At 41.3% G+C, this 15,726-nt stretch carries 15 protein-coding genes; 10 read left to right on the top strand and 5 right to left on the bottom strand.

The window, feature by feature from the left end:
• Positions 1–3: 3 nt before the first annotated feature.
• A complete protein-coding gene (locus L0Z67_RS12870) occupies positions 4–453 on the top strand; it encodes a low molecular weight protein-tyrosine-phosphatase (RefSeq protein ID WP_193987695.1) in 450 nt (149 codons plus the stop codon).
• A 26-nt stretch (positions 454–479) separates the two neighbouring features.
• Here L0Z67_RS12870 and L0Z67_RS12865 read toward each other — a convergent pair whose 3' ends face one another.
• Positions 480–1,553, bottom strand: coding sequence for an energy transducer TonB (locus L0Z67_RS12865; protein WP_237114346.1), 1,074 nt, complete (start codon positions 1,551–1,553; stop codon positions 480–482).
• Positions 1,554–1,894: 341 nt separating this feature from the next.
• On the opposite strand from L0Z67_RS12865, the gene ribA reads away from it, so the two are divergent.
• The 6 genes from ribA to csrA all read left to right on the top strand — a co-directional run bounded on the left by ribA (position 1,895) and on the right by csrA (position 7,973).
• On the top strand, positions 1,895–2,521 hold the full coding sequence (gene ribA, locus L0Z67_RS12860; RefSeq protein WP_062569603.1) for a GTP cyclohydrolase II: 627 nt from the start codon (positions 1,895–1,897) through the stop codon (positions 2,519–2,521).
• A gap of 78 nt (positions 2,522–2,599) precedes the next feature.
• The gene (locus tag L0Z67_RS12855) at positions 2,600–3,394 is read left to right on the top strand and encodes a BPSS1780 family membrane protein (RefSeq protein WP_193987694.1); all 795 of its coding nucleotides are present in this window, start codon (positions 2,600–2,602) and stop codon (positions 3,392–3,394) included.
• Positions 3,394–3,846, top strand: a complete 453-nt coding sequence (locus tag L0Z67_RS12850) for a regulatory protein RecX (RefSeq protein ID WP_193987693.1) — start codon at positions 3,394–3,396, stop codon at positions 3,844–3,846. The genes L0Z67_RS12855 and L0Z67_RS12850 overlap by 1 nt, the downstream gene beginning before the upstream one ends.
• Before the next feature lie 17 nt (positions 3,847–3,863).
• On the top strand, positions 3,864–6,464 hold the full coding sequence (gene alaS, locus L0Z67_RS12845) for an alanine--tRNA ligase (protein ID WP_062569606.1): 2,601 nt from the start codon (positions 3,864–3,866) through the stop codon (positions 6,462–6,464).
• Positions 6,465–6,470: 6 nt separating this feature from the next.
• On the top strand, positions 6,471–7,688 hold the full coding sequence (locus L0Z67_RS12840) for an aspartate kinase (RefSeq protein ID WP_062569607.1): 1,218 nt from the start codon (positions 6,471–6,473) through the stop codon (positions 7,686–7,688).
• A gap of 93 nt (positions 7,689–7,781) precedes the next feature.
• Entirely contained in the window at positions 7,782–7,973 is a 192-nt protein-coding gene (csrA, locus tag L0Z67_RS12835) for a carbon storage regulator CsrA (protein WP_036970495.1), read from the top strand.
• A 25-nt stretch (positions 7,974–7,998) separates the two neighbouring features.
• Here csrA and L0Z67_RS12830 read toward each other — a convergent pair whose 3' ends face one another.
• Complete coding sequence (locus L0Z67_RS12830; protein WP_062569608.1) at positions 7,999–8,466, bottom strand: YcxB family protein; 468 nt, start codon at positions 8,464–8,466, stop codon at positions 7,999–8,001.
• Positions 8,467–8,589: 123 nt separating this feature from the next.
• On the opposite strand from L0Z67_RS12830, the gene L0Z67_RS12825 reads away from it, so the two are divergent.
• Complete coding sequence (locus tag L0Z67_RS12825; protein ID WP_193987692.1) at positions 8,590–9,516, top strand: hypothetical protein; 927 nt, start codon at positions 8,590–8,592, stop codon at positions 9,514–9,516.
• 31 nt (positions 9,517–9,547) lie between these two features.
• Here L0Z67_RS12825 and L0Z67_RS12820 read toward each other — a convergent pair whose 3' ends face one another.
• From L0Z67_RS12820 to L0Z67_RS12810, 3 genes are all read right to left on the bottom strand, one after another.
• Positions 9,548–12,514: a TonB-dependent receptor domain-containing protein gene (locus L0Z67_RS12820; RefSeq protein WP_237114345.1), complete on the bottom strand. Its 2,967-nt coding sequence runs from the start codon at positions 12,512–12,514 to the stop codon at positions 9,548–9,550.
• Positions 12,515–12,742: 228 nt separating this feature from the next.
• Complete coding sequence (locus L0Z67_RS12815; RefSeq protein WP_062569611.1) at positions 12,743–12,934, bottom strand: hypothetical protein; 192 nt, start codon at positions 12,932–12,934, stop codon at positions 12,743–12,745.
• Between the two features lie 51 nt (positions 12,935–12,985).
• Entirely contained in the window at positions 12,986–13,159 is a 174-nt protein-coding gene (locus tag L0Z67_RS12810) for a DUF1328 domain-containing protein (protein ID WP_083515324.1), read from the bottom strand.
• A 521-nt stretch (positions 13,160–13,680) separates the two neighbouring features.
• On the opposite strand from L0Z67_RS12810, the gene L0Z67_RS12805 reads away from it, so the two are divergent.
• Positions 13,681–13,929, top strand: coding sequence for an OadG family transporter subunit (locus tag L0Z67_RS12805; RefSeq protein ID WP_062569612.1), 249 nt, complete (start codon positions 13,681–13,683; stop codon positions 13,927–13,929).
• Positions 13,930–13,943: 14 nt separating this feature from the next.
• Entirely contained in the window at positions 13,944–15,722 is a 1,779-nt protein-coding gene (gene oadA, locus L0Z67_RS12800; protein ID WP_237114344.1) for a sodium-extruding oxaloacetate decarboxylase subunit alpha, read from the top strand.
• Positions 15,723–15,726: the final 4 nt, after the last annotated feature.

Here is a 15,726-nt window from a genome sequence, read left to right as displayed (position 1 = left end):
ATAATGAAAAAGGTGTTGATTGTTTGTTTAGGCAATATTTGCCGCTCACCTACTGCTGAAGCGGTTCTTCGTAGCCGTGCCAAGGCGCTGGGGGTCAATGTCAAAGTTGACTCTGCTGGCACCATTGGTTATCACCAAGGTAATCCCCCAGATCCACGCTCAAAAGCAGCAGCCGAAAAGCGCGGCTATAGTTTTAAAGGGATTTATTCACGACCAGTGACTCAAGCTGACTTTTATGAGTTTGATTTAATTCTTGCGGCCGACAAGCAAAACCTTGCTGATTTACAAGCTCAGTGCCCTGAGCACCTGCAATATAAGCTGTCGTTGTTTTTAAGTCATGGTGATGCAGAGGAGAGCGAGATCCCAGATCCCTATTACGGTGGCGATCAAGGTTTTGAAAAGGTACTCGATTTAATTGAAGACGCAGCAGATAACCTGCTTAATACGTTGTGATAGGGTCGCACTGCGACCCTTTTTATTTATTTGTTGATTTTAAAGTCTAATTGCACCTTAGAAATCGCTGCAACGGCTTGACCGTTTTCAAATTTAGGGGCATAACGCCATTGTTCTACAGCCCTTTTGGCTTCTGTCTCAAAAGCGCCCCCGCCTTTAGATTCAATAACCGTTATTTTATCAACAAAGCCTGATGGGGTTACTTCAAATTCCATGACAACACTGCCGCTTTGACCTCGTTGCGCTTTTATCAATGGGTATTTAGGGTTAACACGGTACAGGGGTTCTTGTTCTTGGCTGTCTTTCCATGGCACCATTTTGGCAATGGCAACACAATGCTTAGTGGCTTCCTCTCGTTTGCCCACTTTTTCGTAAAGATATACAAGTTTAGAGTGAGCATCCAGCTCTGCTTTATGATCAAAACTCAGTGCTTCATCAAAAACAGTGACGACATGGGTCAAACGCTCTATCGCTTGCTCGTAGTTCTTTTTATGTTCTGCAAATGCGGCAACTAAAAAGTCAGCTTCAATACGCTCAACAGAGTTTTCAGGGATATTATTTCTATAATATTCGTCGGCTTCCTCTAGGTAAGCTTTTGCTGTGAAGTAACGACCACCACTTGGTTTGTAAGCGAGAATACGCGCTGCTTTGAGTTTGCTATCAGCAACTAGTTTGTGATCTTTTTTTATCGTGGCGATTTCAATCGCGTCTTCAAGGTAGTCAAAAGCAAGTCTTGGCGATTTGGTTGAATGAGCTAAACCAAATAATGAGTCGTAAACCTCGTTGCTCAGCTTACCATGATTTTTTGCTAGAATATCGTAAGCATATTTGAATAGCTCAAAGCGCTCTTGTTGCTTGTTTTCAGGTAGAGTATTAGCATAGTTGATTGCTAAATTCGCTGTATTCTCAGCATCTTCACCATATACCTTTTGACCAAGCGCATAGGCTTTTTTGGCAAGCTCGGTGGCGTCTTCATGTTTCTCTATAGCGGCTAGGTAAGCACGATAAGTGTTATTAAATTCTGAGTTTATATCTTGGCTCGCCAAACTGGGTTGGCTCAATAGCAGGGTGGCACATAATGCGAGAGACATTTTTTTCATAATAATCCTTATTATTATTTTCCTGTGTAGGTGCGTGAATAAGATTGTTGGAAGTTGAGTAAATGAGAATTAATCTTATCCTCAGCGATGGTAGCAAACGGCGTGAGTGTTGTCACTTGTTTAGAAACTTCCCAACTAAAAGTTGCATGCCAGTATTTCAATTTTAGCCGCAATACACAGTGCAAAGCTCGTATCTTTAAGTGCTTTGAGTGTATAATACTTGAATTGCTGGTAACTGCCTCAATATTAGTTATCACTCGTCGTATGTTGCATTCTTACAACCTTCAAGCTGTTGTAATCACATTTGCAGTATCGCATTTATTTTTTAATTTGGATTTGTCGTGGCGCAAGTAAGAGCAAGAGTCCAGCTAAATGTTGGCAAAAACAGTGATATTCCTGCAGAAATCGTATCTTTTAGTGGCTTAAATGATGGCCAAGAGCATGTTGCTTTAGTGTTTAATCAAGCTGACACTGAGCAAGACGTACCTTTAATTCGTATGCATTCAGAGTGTTTAACTGGCGATGTATTTCATTCGTCACGTTGTGATTGTGGTGAGCAGTTAAATGAGTGCATTGAAATGATGCACGAGCAAGGTGGTATTTTACTGTATTTACGCCAAGAAGGGCGTGGCATTGGCTTATACAACAAGATTGATGCTTACGTATTGCAGTCGCAAGGTATGAATACTTACGAAGCGAATAACCATTTGGGGTTTGCTGATGATTTACGTGACTTTTCAGATGCAGTATTAATGCTCGAAGCACTTAATCAAAAGCATGTTAAGTTAATGACAAATAACCCGAATAAGCTTAAAGCACTGCGTGATGCTGGCATTGAGGTTGATTCAGTGGTTGGTACCCATGCACACATTAAAGCCGGTGTAGTGGGTAACCGCGCTTACCTTGAAACGAAAATCAAACATGGCTCGCACATGCTTGATATTAAGAAAATTAAAAAGCCTGAATAAATTTCACAACAGGTGACTATAAACCCGTGGCGCACCCAGTTATACTCGGTGCGTTTTGCCGTTATTGAATGAGAAACTATGTCGATCGAAGTTCGTGTTTTTAAAGCCGATGCAGGCGTAAAATGGTTTAAAGCAGGGTGGGAAATCTTCAAGCTGCAACCGGTTACGTTTATTTTAATGCACCTGTTAATAGGTGTTGTTGGCTTTTTATCGTTAGTGCTACCGCTATTACAAGTCGTCGGTGCATTTGTTGCGCCATTTTTAATGGCTGGTTTTTATCAAGCAGTGCTGACAAAACAACAAGGCGGTACGGTTAGCCAAGTTGATATTTTTAAACCCTTTAGTAACAAAGGTAATCGTATTGGTTTAGTGCGTGTTGCTGTGTACCAGATGGCGGCGGGTATTTTATTAGCCCTGTTATCGAATTTTATTTTTGCCGATGCTTATGCGGTTATTTCAAGCCAAACGTTTGACCCACAAAATCAAACACATATTGCTGATTTACTGGCCACTATTTCCATGGGGCAAGTGGCGGTATTTCTACTGGCAATCTGTGTGTATATGACTGCGTTTGCTTATGCTATTCCATTGGTTTATTTTCAAAAGCAAAGCAATATGTTGCAGGTTCTAAAAACCTCATTCATGGTGTTTTACCATAATATGGCGCCACTGAGTGTTTATGGCCTCATTTGCGCCGTTTTAATAGTGATCTGTATTCCTTTATCGTTTATTCCTCTATTGGTTTTAATGCCAATTTGTTACATTAGCTTCTTCGTGTCTTTTCAGGCTATTTTTATGCCGGTTGTACCAAAGGGTGATGACCAACCAAAAGCACCACAGACGCAGTCACAATCAGGGCGCTTTGACGCGTAATGGATGATAAAGAACAAAAGTTAAAGAATTACGTACTTTGGTTACTGTCTCGACAAGATTATTCGCGTCGCGATCTAACACGAAAGTTACAGCAAAAAGAGGCGACGCCCGAGTTTACAGAGCGTTTGTTAGATTGGTGTGAGTCACACAACTTTATTAACGAAGAGCGCTACTGCGAAGGGTTTGTACGCCGCCATTTAGCAAAGTATCATGGTGCTAAACGCATTCAGAGCGAAGCAATGGCAAAAGGGATAGACCGAGCATTATTAGACAAAACGCTCGAGGAGTTCGAAATCGATTGGTTTGAACTCGCACAGGACGCATATTTAAAGAAGTTTTCAAATTCAGGTAAAGAACTCGACCAGAAAGAAAGAGCGAAACGTGTACGCTACTTGATGTATCGAGGCTTTAATTACGAACAAATTGATTTTGCAATGCAAGCACAGCAATAAACGGGTGAGATTTTCACATGCAGCATATGACTACCGCACAGATCAGGCAACAGTTCTTAGACTTTTTTGCCTCTAAACAACACCAAATTGTTCCTTCAAGCTCGCTGATCCCGGGTAACGATGCCACGTTATTATTCAATAACGCCGGTATGGTGCAATTTAAAGATGTATTTTTAGGTGCGGAAAGCCGCCCTTATTCGCGTGCAACCAGCTCACAACGTTGTGTGCGTGCAGGTGGTAAACATAACGACCTTGAAAACGTAGGTTACACAGCGCGTCACCATACATTTTTCGAAATGTTAGGTAACTTCAGCTTTGGCGATTACTTTAAGCAAGACGCAATCAAGTTTGCGTGGCAGTTTTTAACTGAAGTAGTGAAACTACCACAAGAAAAGCTACTTGTTACCATTTATCATGATGATGAAGAAGCGTTTAACATCTGGCATAAAGAAGTAGGCCTAAGTGAAGATCGCATTATTCGCATTGCAACCAGCGATAACTTCTGGTCAATGGGTGATACGGGTCCGTGTGGTCCATGTTCTGAAATCTTTTACGATCACGGTGAAGAAATTTGGGGTGGTCCTCCTGGTTCACCTGAAGAAGACGGTGACCGTTTCATCGAGATCTGGAACCTAGTATTCATGCAGTATAACCGCCATGCCGACGGTACAATGGAGCCGCTTCCTAAGCAGTCTGTTGATACAGGTATGGGTCTTGAGCGTATTTCTGCAATTTTACAAGGCGTTCACTCAAACTACGAAATCGATTTATTCCAAGCGCTTATTGCAGCGGCGGCTAAAGTAACCAACGCACAAGATTTAGGTGATAAATCGTTACGCGTTGTGGCTGACCATATTCGTTCGTGTGCGTTCTTAGTATCTGACGGTGTTATGCCATCAAACGAAGGCCGTGGTTATGTACTACGTCGTATTATTCGTCGTGCTGTTCGTCATGGTAACAAGTTAGGCGCCAAAGGTGCATTCTTCTACAAGCTAGTTGCTGCGCTCATTGAGCAAATGGGTCAAGCGTACCCTGAACTTGCTAAGCAACAAGAAATTATTGAAAAAGTACTGCGTATTGAAGAAGAGCAGTTTGGTAAAACACTTGAGCGTGGTCTGGCTATTTTAGAAGAAAGCCTAGCTGACATCGAAGGTGATGTGATCCCTGGTGACTTAGTATTCAAACTTTACGACACTTATGGTTTCCCAGCTGACTTAACGGCAGACGTGGCCCGTGAGCGTTTCATGACGATTGATGAGCACGGCTTCCAAGAATGTATGGCTGTTCAGCGCAAGCAAGCACAGCAAGCAGGTAAGTTTGGTGCTGATTACAACCAGCAACTTAAGTCTGAAAAACACACAGACTTTAAAGGTTATGATGCGGAGCATTACACAGGTACTGTGGTCGAACTTTTCTGTGAAGGTCAATCGGTTTCTGTACTTGAAGATGGTCAAGAAGGTATCGCAATCTTAGACCGCACACCGTTTTATGCTGAATCAGGTGGTCAGGTTGGTGACACCGGTGTGTTAAAAGTAGCGGGTGGTGAGTTTGTCGTTACTAACACTACGAAGCTTGGTAATGCATTTGCACATCATGGTCGTGTACAAGGTCGTATTGGTACAAACGATAAAGCAGAGGCAACAATTGATGCAGCACGTCGTGACAGCATCAAGAAAAACCACACTGCAACGCATATTCTGCATGAAACGTTACGTCAAATTTTAGGTGAGCACGTAAATCAAAAAGGTTCACTTGTTGACCCTGAGCGTTTACGTTTTGACTTCTCTCACTTTGAAGCAGTAACAAAAGACGAATTACGTCAAATCGAGCGTGCAGTGAACGATGAAATCCGTCGTAACTTTGCACTTGAAACTGAGCTAATGGCTATCGAAGATGCTAAAGCAAAAGGTGCAATGGCATTATTCGGTGAAAAATACGACGACGAAGTTCGCGTAGTAACCATTGGTGATTATTCAATTGAGCTATGTGGTGGTACTCACGTTAAGCGTGCAGGTGATATTGGTTTATTTAAAATCGTATCAGAAAGCGGTATTGCTGCCGGTATCCGCCGTATTGAAGCGGTAACGGGTGCTGAAGCAGTTGCTTATGTAAGTGAGCAAGAGCAACAGTTAAATGATGTTGCAGCACTAGTAAAAGGTGATAGCAGCACAGTACTTGAAAAAGTAACCGCATTACTTGAGAAATCAAAAGGCCTTGAGAAGCAAATTGCACAGCTTAACGACAAGCTTGCAAGTGCAGCAGGTGCATCGTTACTTGATTCTGTTGTTGAAGTGAACGGGATTAAACTACTGGTTGCTGATGTTGCAGGTACTGAGTCTAAAGCACTACGCGGCATGGTTGATGACCTGAAAACGAAGATTGGTTCAGGTGTTATCGCCCTTGGCGTAGCCAATGGCGACAAAGTAAGCCTGATTGCCGGTGTTACTAAAGACCTAACAGGTAAAGTGAAAGCTGGTGAGCTGGTAAATCACATGGCTGCACAAGTAGGCGGTAAGGGCGGTGGTCGTCCTGATATGGCACAAGCTGGTGGTACTCAGCCAGAGAACCTTGCTACTGCCTTAGAAAGTGTAACTGGTTGGTTATCTGAGCGTTCTTAACTACTAGTGGCACTTATCGTCCAAAAATTCGGTGGCACCTCAGTTGGCTCAATAGAGCGAATTGAGGCCGTCGCCGACCTTGTTGTAAAAACCAAGCAACAGGGCCATCAAGTTGTGGTGGTGCTCTCGGCTATGTCGGGAGAAACTAACCGTCTTATTGAACTCGCTAAACAAATCGATTCTCGACCAAGTGCTCGTGAGCTTGATGTATTGCTAACCACCGGTGAGCAAGTGTCAGTCTCTTTACTCGCAATGGCGATTATTAAACGGGGCCATTCTGCGGTAAGCTTACTTGCCGATCAGGTCAATATTCGTACCGACAATATGTTTGGCAAAGCGCGCATTGAAGAAATTGCGGCGACTCGTCTTAAGCATGAACTTGAGCATAATCGGATTGCTATTATTGCGGGCTTTCAGGGTCGTGATATTGAAGGTAATATCACAACCCTTGGTCGTGGCGGTACTGATACCTCTGCGGTTGAGATTGCGGGTGCTATCAATGCCGACGAATGCCAAATTTATACTGATGTAGATGGTGTTTATACCACTGACCCGCGCATTGAACCAAATGCGCGACGTATGAGCCATGTTACCTTTGAAGAAATGCTCGAAATGGCAAGCTTGGGCGCAAAAGTTTTACACATACGTAGTGTTGAAGCAGCCGGTAAATACAATATACCGCTTAGAGTATTATCGAGTTTTAACCCGGATCAAGGGACCTTGATCAGTTTTGAGGAGCCGGATGTGCAAACCAATATTGTGTCGGGTATTGCTTTTAATCGAGATGAAAGCTTAATTTATGTCAATGGTGTGCAGCAAGGGGTAGAAAACCTTGCAAAAATTTTGCAACTTTTTGCAGAATTCGGTATCGAAATAGATATGATTAATCAAGTTAATCATAACTTTGAAAAAATAGACTATGCTTTTACTGTGCACACAAATGATTTTGAGCAAGCACTTGAAATTCTAACTTTAAACCAAAGTAATATAAAAGCGGAGTCTGTTAAAGGAGTAAGCAATGTTGCCAAGGTGTCAGCTGTAGGTGTAGGAATGAAATCGCACTCAGGTGTAGCAAGTTTATTTTTTAATGCCCTTGCAGAGGAAAACATCAAAGTAGTGCTTGTGTCGACATCAGAAATAAAGATTTCAGTTTTAATTGACGAAAAATATTTAGAGCTGGCTGTGCGTGCACTTCATAAGGTTTTTTTAACTGAAAATGAATAAGATTTAGAGTTTTTACTTACTTTTAAGTCAAGTTTTCATTAAAATGTTTTTGACGCGGAATCTTTTAATTTTTTGGAACATGGGAGCAAGAGAATGCTAATACTAACTCGAAGAGTAGGTGAGACCCTGATGATCGGTGACGAAGTAACTGTTACTGTTCTTGGTGTTAAAGGAAATCAAGTTCGCATTGGTGTAAACGCACCGAAAGATGTATCAGTACATCGTGAAGAAATCTATATGCGAATCCAAGCAGAGAAATCTAACCCAAATCCGGGCAATGTTTAATCAGCGAAAAATTCTTAAGAGCCACTCATTGAGTGGCTCTTTTATTTAACTCAACAACTATTTCATCGCTAAGTGCTTGTTTAGAGATGTATTGCATACCGCGCTGTGCTTTTAATATATAACCTCGTTCAGTCTCAATAATCTCGCTTACCTGCTGCCAGCTTAATTGGTAACTCTTATAAGGGTTTTCAGCCTTAATCCCTTCATCGTCAAACAAAATGGTCACCTCGCTACCTGATGCACGGCTCATCATTTGTCTTGCTACCCACCACGGACGTTTGTAATAAAACGAAAGGCACTCAACGACAGCAAGCATAATCATAAAGCTGCCTAAATAATGATTATCTAATTGATAAAAAGCTAATAAGCCCAGAGTTATTAATAATGCCAGTAGCGGGTATTTAGGCTTGGCTTGTGATGAGTAGGGCAGTGACTCATCAAAGCATTCGTAGTAATACGGTTTATCTAGTGTGTAAGTTGTACTTAATGTCATTCGGGGGCCTACTTAATTTACTGGCAGCAGTTTAGCACCGATAGAAAAAATCTGCCGCAGTTGGTTTTCATTTTGTTGTCATTATGAGAACTTACTATGATTGTATTTTTGGGTGTAAATAGCATGTTTATTAGTTCAGCCTCATTCGCTCTCGCAATGGCTAGTAATACCTTTTTGGTTATGGGTGATATGCCATACACACCAATAGATGAAATTAATCTCGCTCAGCCAAACGGCAAGCTCGCACGTGCAGTCGCATCCACGCCTCATAGCTTTTTGATGCATTTAGGTGATATGAAATCAGGGTCTTTACCTTGTACAAACAAGTTACTGCAGGCAAATAAGCAGCTTTTAACAGCTATTACCGATAAGCCTTTTATCTATACTTTGGGAGATAATGAATGGACTGATTGCGATCGTGACAGCCTAAACCCTCAGTTTGACGAGCTTGAGCGATTAGAATATGTAAAAGGGTTAATGTATGACGATGATTACTATAAAAAAGCAAACTTATTACAAGGTTTTACTCATCAGCTCGATATGAACGAGAATGCGCGTTGGCAATTTAATAATATTGAGTTTATGACTCTGCATATAGCGGGCACGCATAATGGGCGCGCGCAAATACTGAAAAGTGATAAAAATGATGCTTTGGATGCAGCAGATAAACGCGACAGGCTAAACTTAGAGTGGTTGCAGCGGGGCTTAAATAACCAAAGCGTTAAAGCGTATGTCATTGGCTTTCAAGCTGATATTTACAATGCAACGAATAAATCAGCATGCACTGCGACACTGCGCTCAAACTGTGATGCATTTAAAGTCTACCGCGATGCTTTTTCCCAATTTGCTAAATTTGCAAAAAAACCTGTGCTCATTATGCATGGAGATACAGGGCCATTTTGTTATCAACAGCTCACAGAAAATTTAACGCGATTAAACGTGCCAGGTGATTATGTAGTTAGTGACATCGCAAGTGTGAAACTAGAAGATGGGGATTGGCAAATAACCAGTGTTGCAACGGGTAAAGCGTTAACAGCGACATGTAAATAAAATGAGCGGCCGTTAGGCCGCTCTTAGAAAGTTAAAATTTGAGTTTAATACCCATTTTAAATTGACGACCAAGTACGTCATAGTTACTTGGGAATGTGTTACCAGAGTTTGAACTAGTATCACCTGCTTCATTACCAACCACAGGTGGCTCTTTTTCAAACATGTTATCAATACCGAATGTAACATTCATGTAGTCAGTAACATGGTAGCTGGCGAATAAGTCAAAATAATCATAGCTTTCGATGCTTCTGAATTCTTCAAAAACATTTGGCGCTTCGATTGGCTCGATATCTACACCATCAATGTGACGCCATTGTAGTGACACGGTTAGATCTTCCCAAATCCAGCTAGTACGTTGTACCCAGCGTAATTCAGAGACAGGGTCGCAACTTGTGCTGTAAAAACCTTTACAGTCAATAATGCGTGCAGTATCAGAGCTTTGCGACTCTTGCGTTAGGTATTTATTAATATTACCTGAGAATTGCAACTCTCCCATGTCATCAAGCAAAATACCAAAGTTGAAACCAAGTTCGATACCTTCGGCACGTTGATTTTTTAAGTTGGTGGTAAATTGCTCAATACCCGCACCCGCGATAGTTAAGTCGCCACCGATACGGTTGATCTTCGCACACTCGTTAGCATCACCTAGTACGTAACAGGCATCAAGAATTTCTTGAGCTGAGAACTCACCAATGATGTCATCGATATCAATATCATAGTAATCCAGTGTAATTGTGAAGTTTTCAACAGCACTGAATTCAGGTGTCCAAACAATACCCGCAGTGAATGTTTCTGCTTCTTCAGCACCTGGTGGGTTAGCAGGATCACTACCACTAATGACTTGTACTTGGCCAGAGATTACATCTTGTACGTTACCAACTTGGGCGTCAGTCATACCTGTTGAGATACAAAGCTGTCTTAGCGAGGCATCAATGTTAGCGGCGTTAGCAACAGAACATGGATCTTGTAGCGCGTTGTCTAAGCCTGTTACAACAGGTGAAGCGATTTCACCAACGTTAGGTGCACGCGTTGCTTGTTGTTGCATAACACGGATAAGTACATCGCTAACTGGACGCCAGTTGAAGCCAAGTTTCCATGTTTCGTTGCTACCTACTGTATCGTAGTCAGCCCAGCGGAAACCAAACTCTACATCAAGAGTTTCAGCACCCGGTAGGCCGTCTAACACAGGTAAGTAACCTTCTAAGAAGAACTCATCTACTTTAAAGCCACCCGTGATAGGCAGTTGGTTACCACCTGCACCACCTTGACAACTAGCAGGGGCAAGTTTTAAACATTCATCAGGCTCAAATAAGCCTTTTTCGCGACGATTTTCATAACCAAAACTCATCGAAAGTGGCGCACCAGCACCTGGGATTTCGATAAACTCGATTGCACCATTAACGGTTGCGGTGAAAATTTCTTGGCTGTACTTTTGTTGTTGAAGGGCAATTGCTTGTGCATAGCCTGCCATTTCTTCAGTGATGGTACCAAAGCCACCAAATAGATTAATTGGCACACAGCTGGAATCACCATTTTTACAGGTTACACCATCCGTTGTGTCTAATGCGTTTTGAATATTGGTTAGGTTTGTATAACCACCACGTACAGTTGTTCGGTTAGATTCACCATACTGATAGCTAACATCATATTCCCAGTCATCTAGGAAGAAACCTGTTACACCAGTCACAATTTGGAACTGAGTACTGTCAAATCGTTCTGTACGAGCACCTAATTCTAATGTTCTACGACGTAATTGCACTTTTAGATAGTCTTCACTATCTACAATGCCGTTACCGTTAACATCTTGCCAGTTACTATCATTTAAGCTACCAGCAGCCAATGCTGCGGAAGCTCCATCGATCATAAATTGCCTCGCTTGATCGCCAATTAACGGGTTTGCTAAAGGTAAATTAAAGCTTGAGCCAAATGTACCTGATGGTGCTACTTGTGTATCAACACTGGTATTGGTGTAGTTAAAGCTTGAGTATACTTTATGATCATCAGTTAAGTTATATTTAGCGATTGCGGTTGCTGAATAACGCTCTGAAGGTGTTTGATAAAAGTTATATGGATTGAAGTTAAATACACTACATGTATCTGGTTGCAATGTACCATCATTTCTAAACTGACCTGAGCCTGTTGTACCTGCGCCAACGATTGCAAATCGTGTAGGAAATGCGGTTGTTGAGCCACCACTTTCAACCGAGTTAGGGCCACTACAATCTGCTGGAGCTGGAACCGGTGGTTCACCGTTTAAGAATTGTTCATAGTTAGCACCGGTAGCCGTTTCAATACCAAGTAAACCTAAAGGACGGTCACCAAGTAGTATTTGGTCACGTTGACTCCAGCCAAGGGAGAGTACAACGTTACCTTTATCATCTTCTAGATTAGAACCTATTGTTAAGGCTATACTGTTTTTGTCACCATCATTGTCACCGGTTTGAGAGTGTTTAAGATCTAAATCAACACCTTGAAAGTCTTCTTTTAATACAACATTCACCGCACCTGCAATCGCATCAGAACCATATACAGCTGATGCACCACCAGTGATAATATCAATTCGTTCAATCAGTGCAGTTGGAATTGTCGAACTGTCAACTGAGCCATTGTAGTTGTATGGGATCATCCGACGTCCATTCATTAAAACGAGTGAACGTTGCGATCCTAAACCTCTTAAGTTAATGGTGGCTGCACCGCCAGAGCCATTATTTACGTTACTTCCATCACCAGGTATTGTTGAAGGTAAAGTTCTTAGTATTTGTTCTACTTCAGGCTCTTGTTGGTAACCTAATTCTTTTTCTCCGATTGAGACAATTGGACTTGCAGAAACAGCGCCCGGTTGTCTAATACGACTACCCGTAATTGAAATTACTTCGAGATCTTTTTTTGCGTCGCTTGTCTCTTCTGCTGCACTTATTGGTGCGTATATAAGAGCTGTAGAAACAACCCCTGTACTAATCGCCAGCTTTACAGCATTTGATAGTTTGTTTTTTAACATTGTTATCTCCCAATATTTAATTATAGTTGGCTAGAAAACAATGGATTACTACTCGATATCCATTCTTAGCATGTTTAGATTAGTACACAACCTAGGTAAATGTGTAGTTTTTGATAAGAAAATGTATAAATATTGAAATTTTATTGTTTTTTGGTGAGGGGTAGAATAAAAATCATAAAAAAAGCGGCTCTTAGGCCGCTTTTCTGGTTGGTAATGTGTATAGAAGGATTAGCAGTTAGTTTCTTTTGCGTTTACGCCTTCTTTAACTTCTTCACAAGCATCTTCTACAGCATTCTGTGTATCAGTAATTGCTTCATCAATGCGCTCGCCTGCATCTTCAGCTGTGTTATCCTCACAACCCATGATGAAAAGACCTGAAAATAGGGCGATAGTAGCGGCTTTTAAAGTTGAACTTTTCATAATTAAATTCCTTATAATAGTGTAAATTAATCTATAAACGTTGTTCGGTTGTTATCTGGGGGTGTTGCCTCTAAGCGCACCTGATACCAGCGAAATAACAAGTAGAACAAGAAATATAAAAAAGATAATTTTAGCAATTCCTGCTGCGGCTCCTGCAATACCGCCAAAACCTAACACTGCAGCGATTAACGCGATTACTAAAAAAGTGATTGTCCAGCGTAACATAGTGATCTCCTTGGCTAATAATTTTTCGTTTCGGTTGGTATGATTAAAGCTAGTTCTATGCCACTATTAAATGTTAAGTAATTTCAACGGCTTACTGTTTTTTTTGATGTTGTAGAATTTTTTCTTTTGGTAACTTTTACGAATTAGCCTGTAACTTATTCATAGTGATTATTTTTCAACTTAAATGAGTAAAATAACACCCCTTATAAATCTTTCTTTGGTAAGACCAATTTATCTTGTCGGTGTTTTTATACACCCAAGAGCCTGTGTTAGCGTGGTTTTATTTAAAATCGACCATATCACCTTTATAACTTATGACTATATCGAGTATTTTTATCATCTATATTCGGCTGTTAATGTGCTCCCTTTATGGTTGTTAATTTTGTGTTTTACATGTTATTTTAAATTAAATTGGTTTTACCAATTTACAAGGTGCTATACAAATTGAATGTGTTTGTTATTATGTTGAATATTTATTTAACTATATTGATTTTTTATTTATAACAGTGCGAGGGGGCAGTATGGATATAGGTGGGTTACTCTCAACCGCGGCCAGCTTGATGATTACGGGCATGATCGGTGTATTTATATTTTTAACTATTTTGATTTCAGCCGTGACCTTAATGTCTAGGTTGATGAATCGTTTTGATGAACCTAACAGCAATGAGCCCGTGCGAGCTGCAAAAATACACTCACAGCAGGGGGTGCCGCAAGCACACATCGCAGCTATTAGCGCTGCAATCGCTCAATTCAGAAATAAACAAAAATAATGGGGCAGCTGAAAATGGCTAAATTAAAATTAACCGAACTAGTTTTACGTGATGCACATCAATCATTGTTAGCAACACGCATGCGCTTAGATGACATGTTACCTATGGCTGAGAAACTCGATAACGCGGGTTATTGGTCTATAGAGTCATGGGGGGGCGCAACGTTTGATTCTTGTATTCGCTATTTGGGCGAAGATCCTTGGCAGCGTATTCGTGAACTTAAAGCGGCGATGCCAAACACCAAGCAACAAATGCTGCTGCGTGGACAAAATTTATTAGGTTATCGCCACTACGCTGATGATGTAGTAGAAAAGTTTGTCGAGCGTGCACATAAAAATGGTGTTGATGTATTTCGTATTTTTGATGCAATGAATGATGTACGTAATCTTGAAACAGCCATAAAGGCTGCGGTTAGAGTGGGCGCACATGCGCAAGGAACGATCTCATATACGGTGAGCCCTGTGCATACTCTCGATATGTGGCTTAAGCTTGCTAAACAGCTTGAAGAGCTGGGTTGTCATTCTATTTGTATTAAAGATATGGCGGGATTATTAAAACCTTACGATTGTGAACAGCTGATCAAAGGTCTAAAAGAGACGGTGTCTATTCCTATCGCGATGCAATGTCATGCTACAACGGGTTTAAGTACAGCAACTTACCAAAAAGCGATTGATGCAGGCATTGATATGTTGGATACGGCTATCTCATCAATGAGTATGACCTATGGCCACAGTGCAACAGAAACAATAGTATCGATTGTTGAAGGAACCGAGCGAGATACTGGTCTTAACCTTAATCAGTTAGAAGAAATTGCCGCTTATTTTCGTGATGTGCGTAAAAAGTATGCCGCTTTCGAAGGCAGCCTAAAAGGGGTTGATGGCCGTATCTTATTAGCACAAGTACCAGGCGGCATGTTAACTAACATGGAAAACCAGCTGAAAGAACAAGGTGCTGCGGATAAACTCGATCAAGTGCTTTTAGAGATCCCGCGTGTACGTGAAGATTTAGGGTATATTCCACTGGTAACACCAACCTCACAAATAGTTGGTACGCAAGCCGTTCTAAATGTATTAACGGGTGAGCGTTATAAAACGATTACTAAAGAAACCGCAGGTGTACTTAAAGGTGAGTATGGTGCAACCCCAGCGCCGATGAATAAAGAACTTCAAGAGCGTGTTTTAGACGGAAGCGAAGCAATTACGTGTCGCCCTGCTGATAAACTTGAACCCGAACTCGAAAAACTTGAAGCTGAATTATTAAAAGAAGCTAAAGAGCAGGGTTTAGAGTTGGCTGATGACGTGATTGATGACGTGCTTACCTATGCTTTATTCCCACAAATAGGCTTGAAATTTCTTAAAAATCGTCATAATCCTGATGCCTTCGAACCTGTGCCGACTGGTGAAAAAGCTAAATCTGATCAATCAACAACACCTTCTTCAAATGGTGAGGTTCAAGCTGAGCAATACAGTGTGAAAGTAGATGGTAAAGTTTACGATGTTGTTGTTGCTAAAGGTGGCGAGCTTAAAGAGGTTGCACTTAAAGACAGTGAGTTAATACCACAATCTGCATCAGCGTCAGCTGGCGAAACACTCAATGCGCCACTGGCAGGTAATATTTTTAAAATCAAAGTAAAACCTGGGCAAACTGTAAATCAAGGTGATGTCGTTATCATTATGGAAGCAATGAAAATGGAAACCGAAGTACGTGCCGCTCATGACGGCACTGTGGCTGATATTTTAGTTGCGGAAGGTGACTCAGTTGCTACCGGCGACGCCATGATTGCACTTGCTTAGGAGG

The organism is Pseudoalteromonas sp. PB2-1, from assembly GCF_045040605.1.
GTDB lineage: Bacteria > Pseudomonadota > Gammaproteobacteria > Enterobacterales > Alteromonadaceae > Pseudoalteromonas > Pseudoalteromonas arabiensis.
The sequence above is the reverse complement of the archived record's forward strand: the minus strand, read 5'-3'. Positions and strand labels throughout refer to the sequence as shown.

Bases quoted from the DNA above. Each gene is read 5' to 3' on its own strand.
- L0Z67_RS12870 (WP_193987695.1), top strand. From the start codon at position 4: ATGAAAAAGGTGTTGATTGTTTGTTTAGGCAATATTTGCCGCTCACCT.
- L0Z67_RS12865 (WP_237114346.1), bottom strand. From the start codon at position 1,553: ATGAAAAAAATGTCTCTCGCATTATGTGCCACCCTGCTATTGAGCCAA.
- L0Z67_RS12855 (WP_193987694.1), top strand. From the start codon at position 2,600: ATGTCGATCGAAGTTCGTGTTTTTAAAGCCGATGCAGGCGTAAAATGG.
- L0Z67_RS12850 (WP_193987693.1), top strand. From the start codon at position 3,394: ATGGATGATAAAGAACAAAAGTTAAAGAATTACGTACTTTGGTTACTG.
- alaS (WP_062569606.1), top strand. From the start codon at position 3,864: ATGCAGCATATGACTACCGCACAGATCAGGCAACAGTTCTTAGACTTT.
- csrA (WP_036970495.1), top strand. From the start codon at position 7,782: ATGCTAATACTAACTCGAAGAGTAGGTGAGACCCTGATGATCGGTGAC.
- L0Z67_RS12830 (WP_062569608.1), bottom strand. From the start codon at position 8,466: ATGACATTAAGTACAACTTACACACTAGATAAACCGTATTACTACGAA.
- L0Z67_RS12825 (WP_193987692.1), top strand. From the start codon at position 8,590: ATGTTTATTAGTTCAGCCTCATTCGCTCTCGCAATGGCTAGTAATACC.
- L0Z67_RS12820 (WP_237114345.1), bottom strand. From the start codon at position 12,514: ATGTTAAAAAACAAACTATCAAATGCTGTAAAGCTGGCGATTAGTACA.
- L0Z67_RS12815 (WP_062569611.1), bottom strand. From the start codon at position 12,934: ATGAAAAGTTCAACTTTAAAAGCCGCTACTATCGCCCTATTTTCAGGT.
- L0Z67_RS12810 (WP_083515324.1), bottom strand. From the start codon at position 13,159: ATGTTACGCTGGACAATCACTTTTTTAGTAATCGCGTTAATCGCTGCA.
- L0Z67_RS12805 (WP_062569612.1), top strand. From the start codon at position 13,681: ATGGATATAGGTGGGTTACTCTCAACCGCGGCCAGCTTGATGATTACG.
- oadA (WP_237114344.1), top strand. From the start codon at position 13,944: ATGGCTAAATTAAAATTAACCGAACTAGTTTTACGTGATGCACATCAA.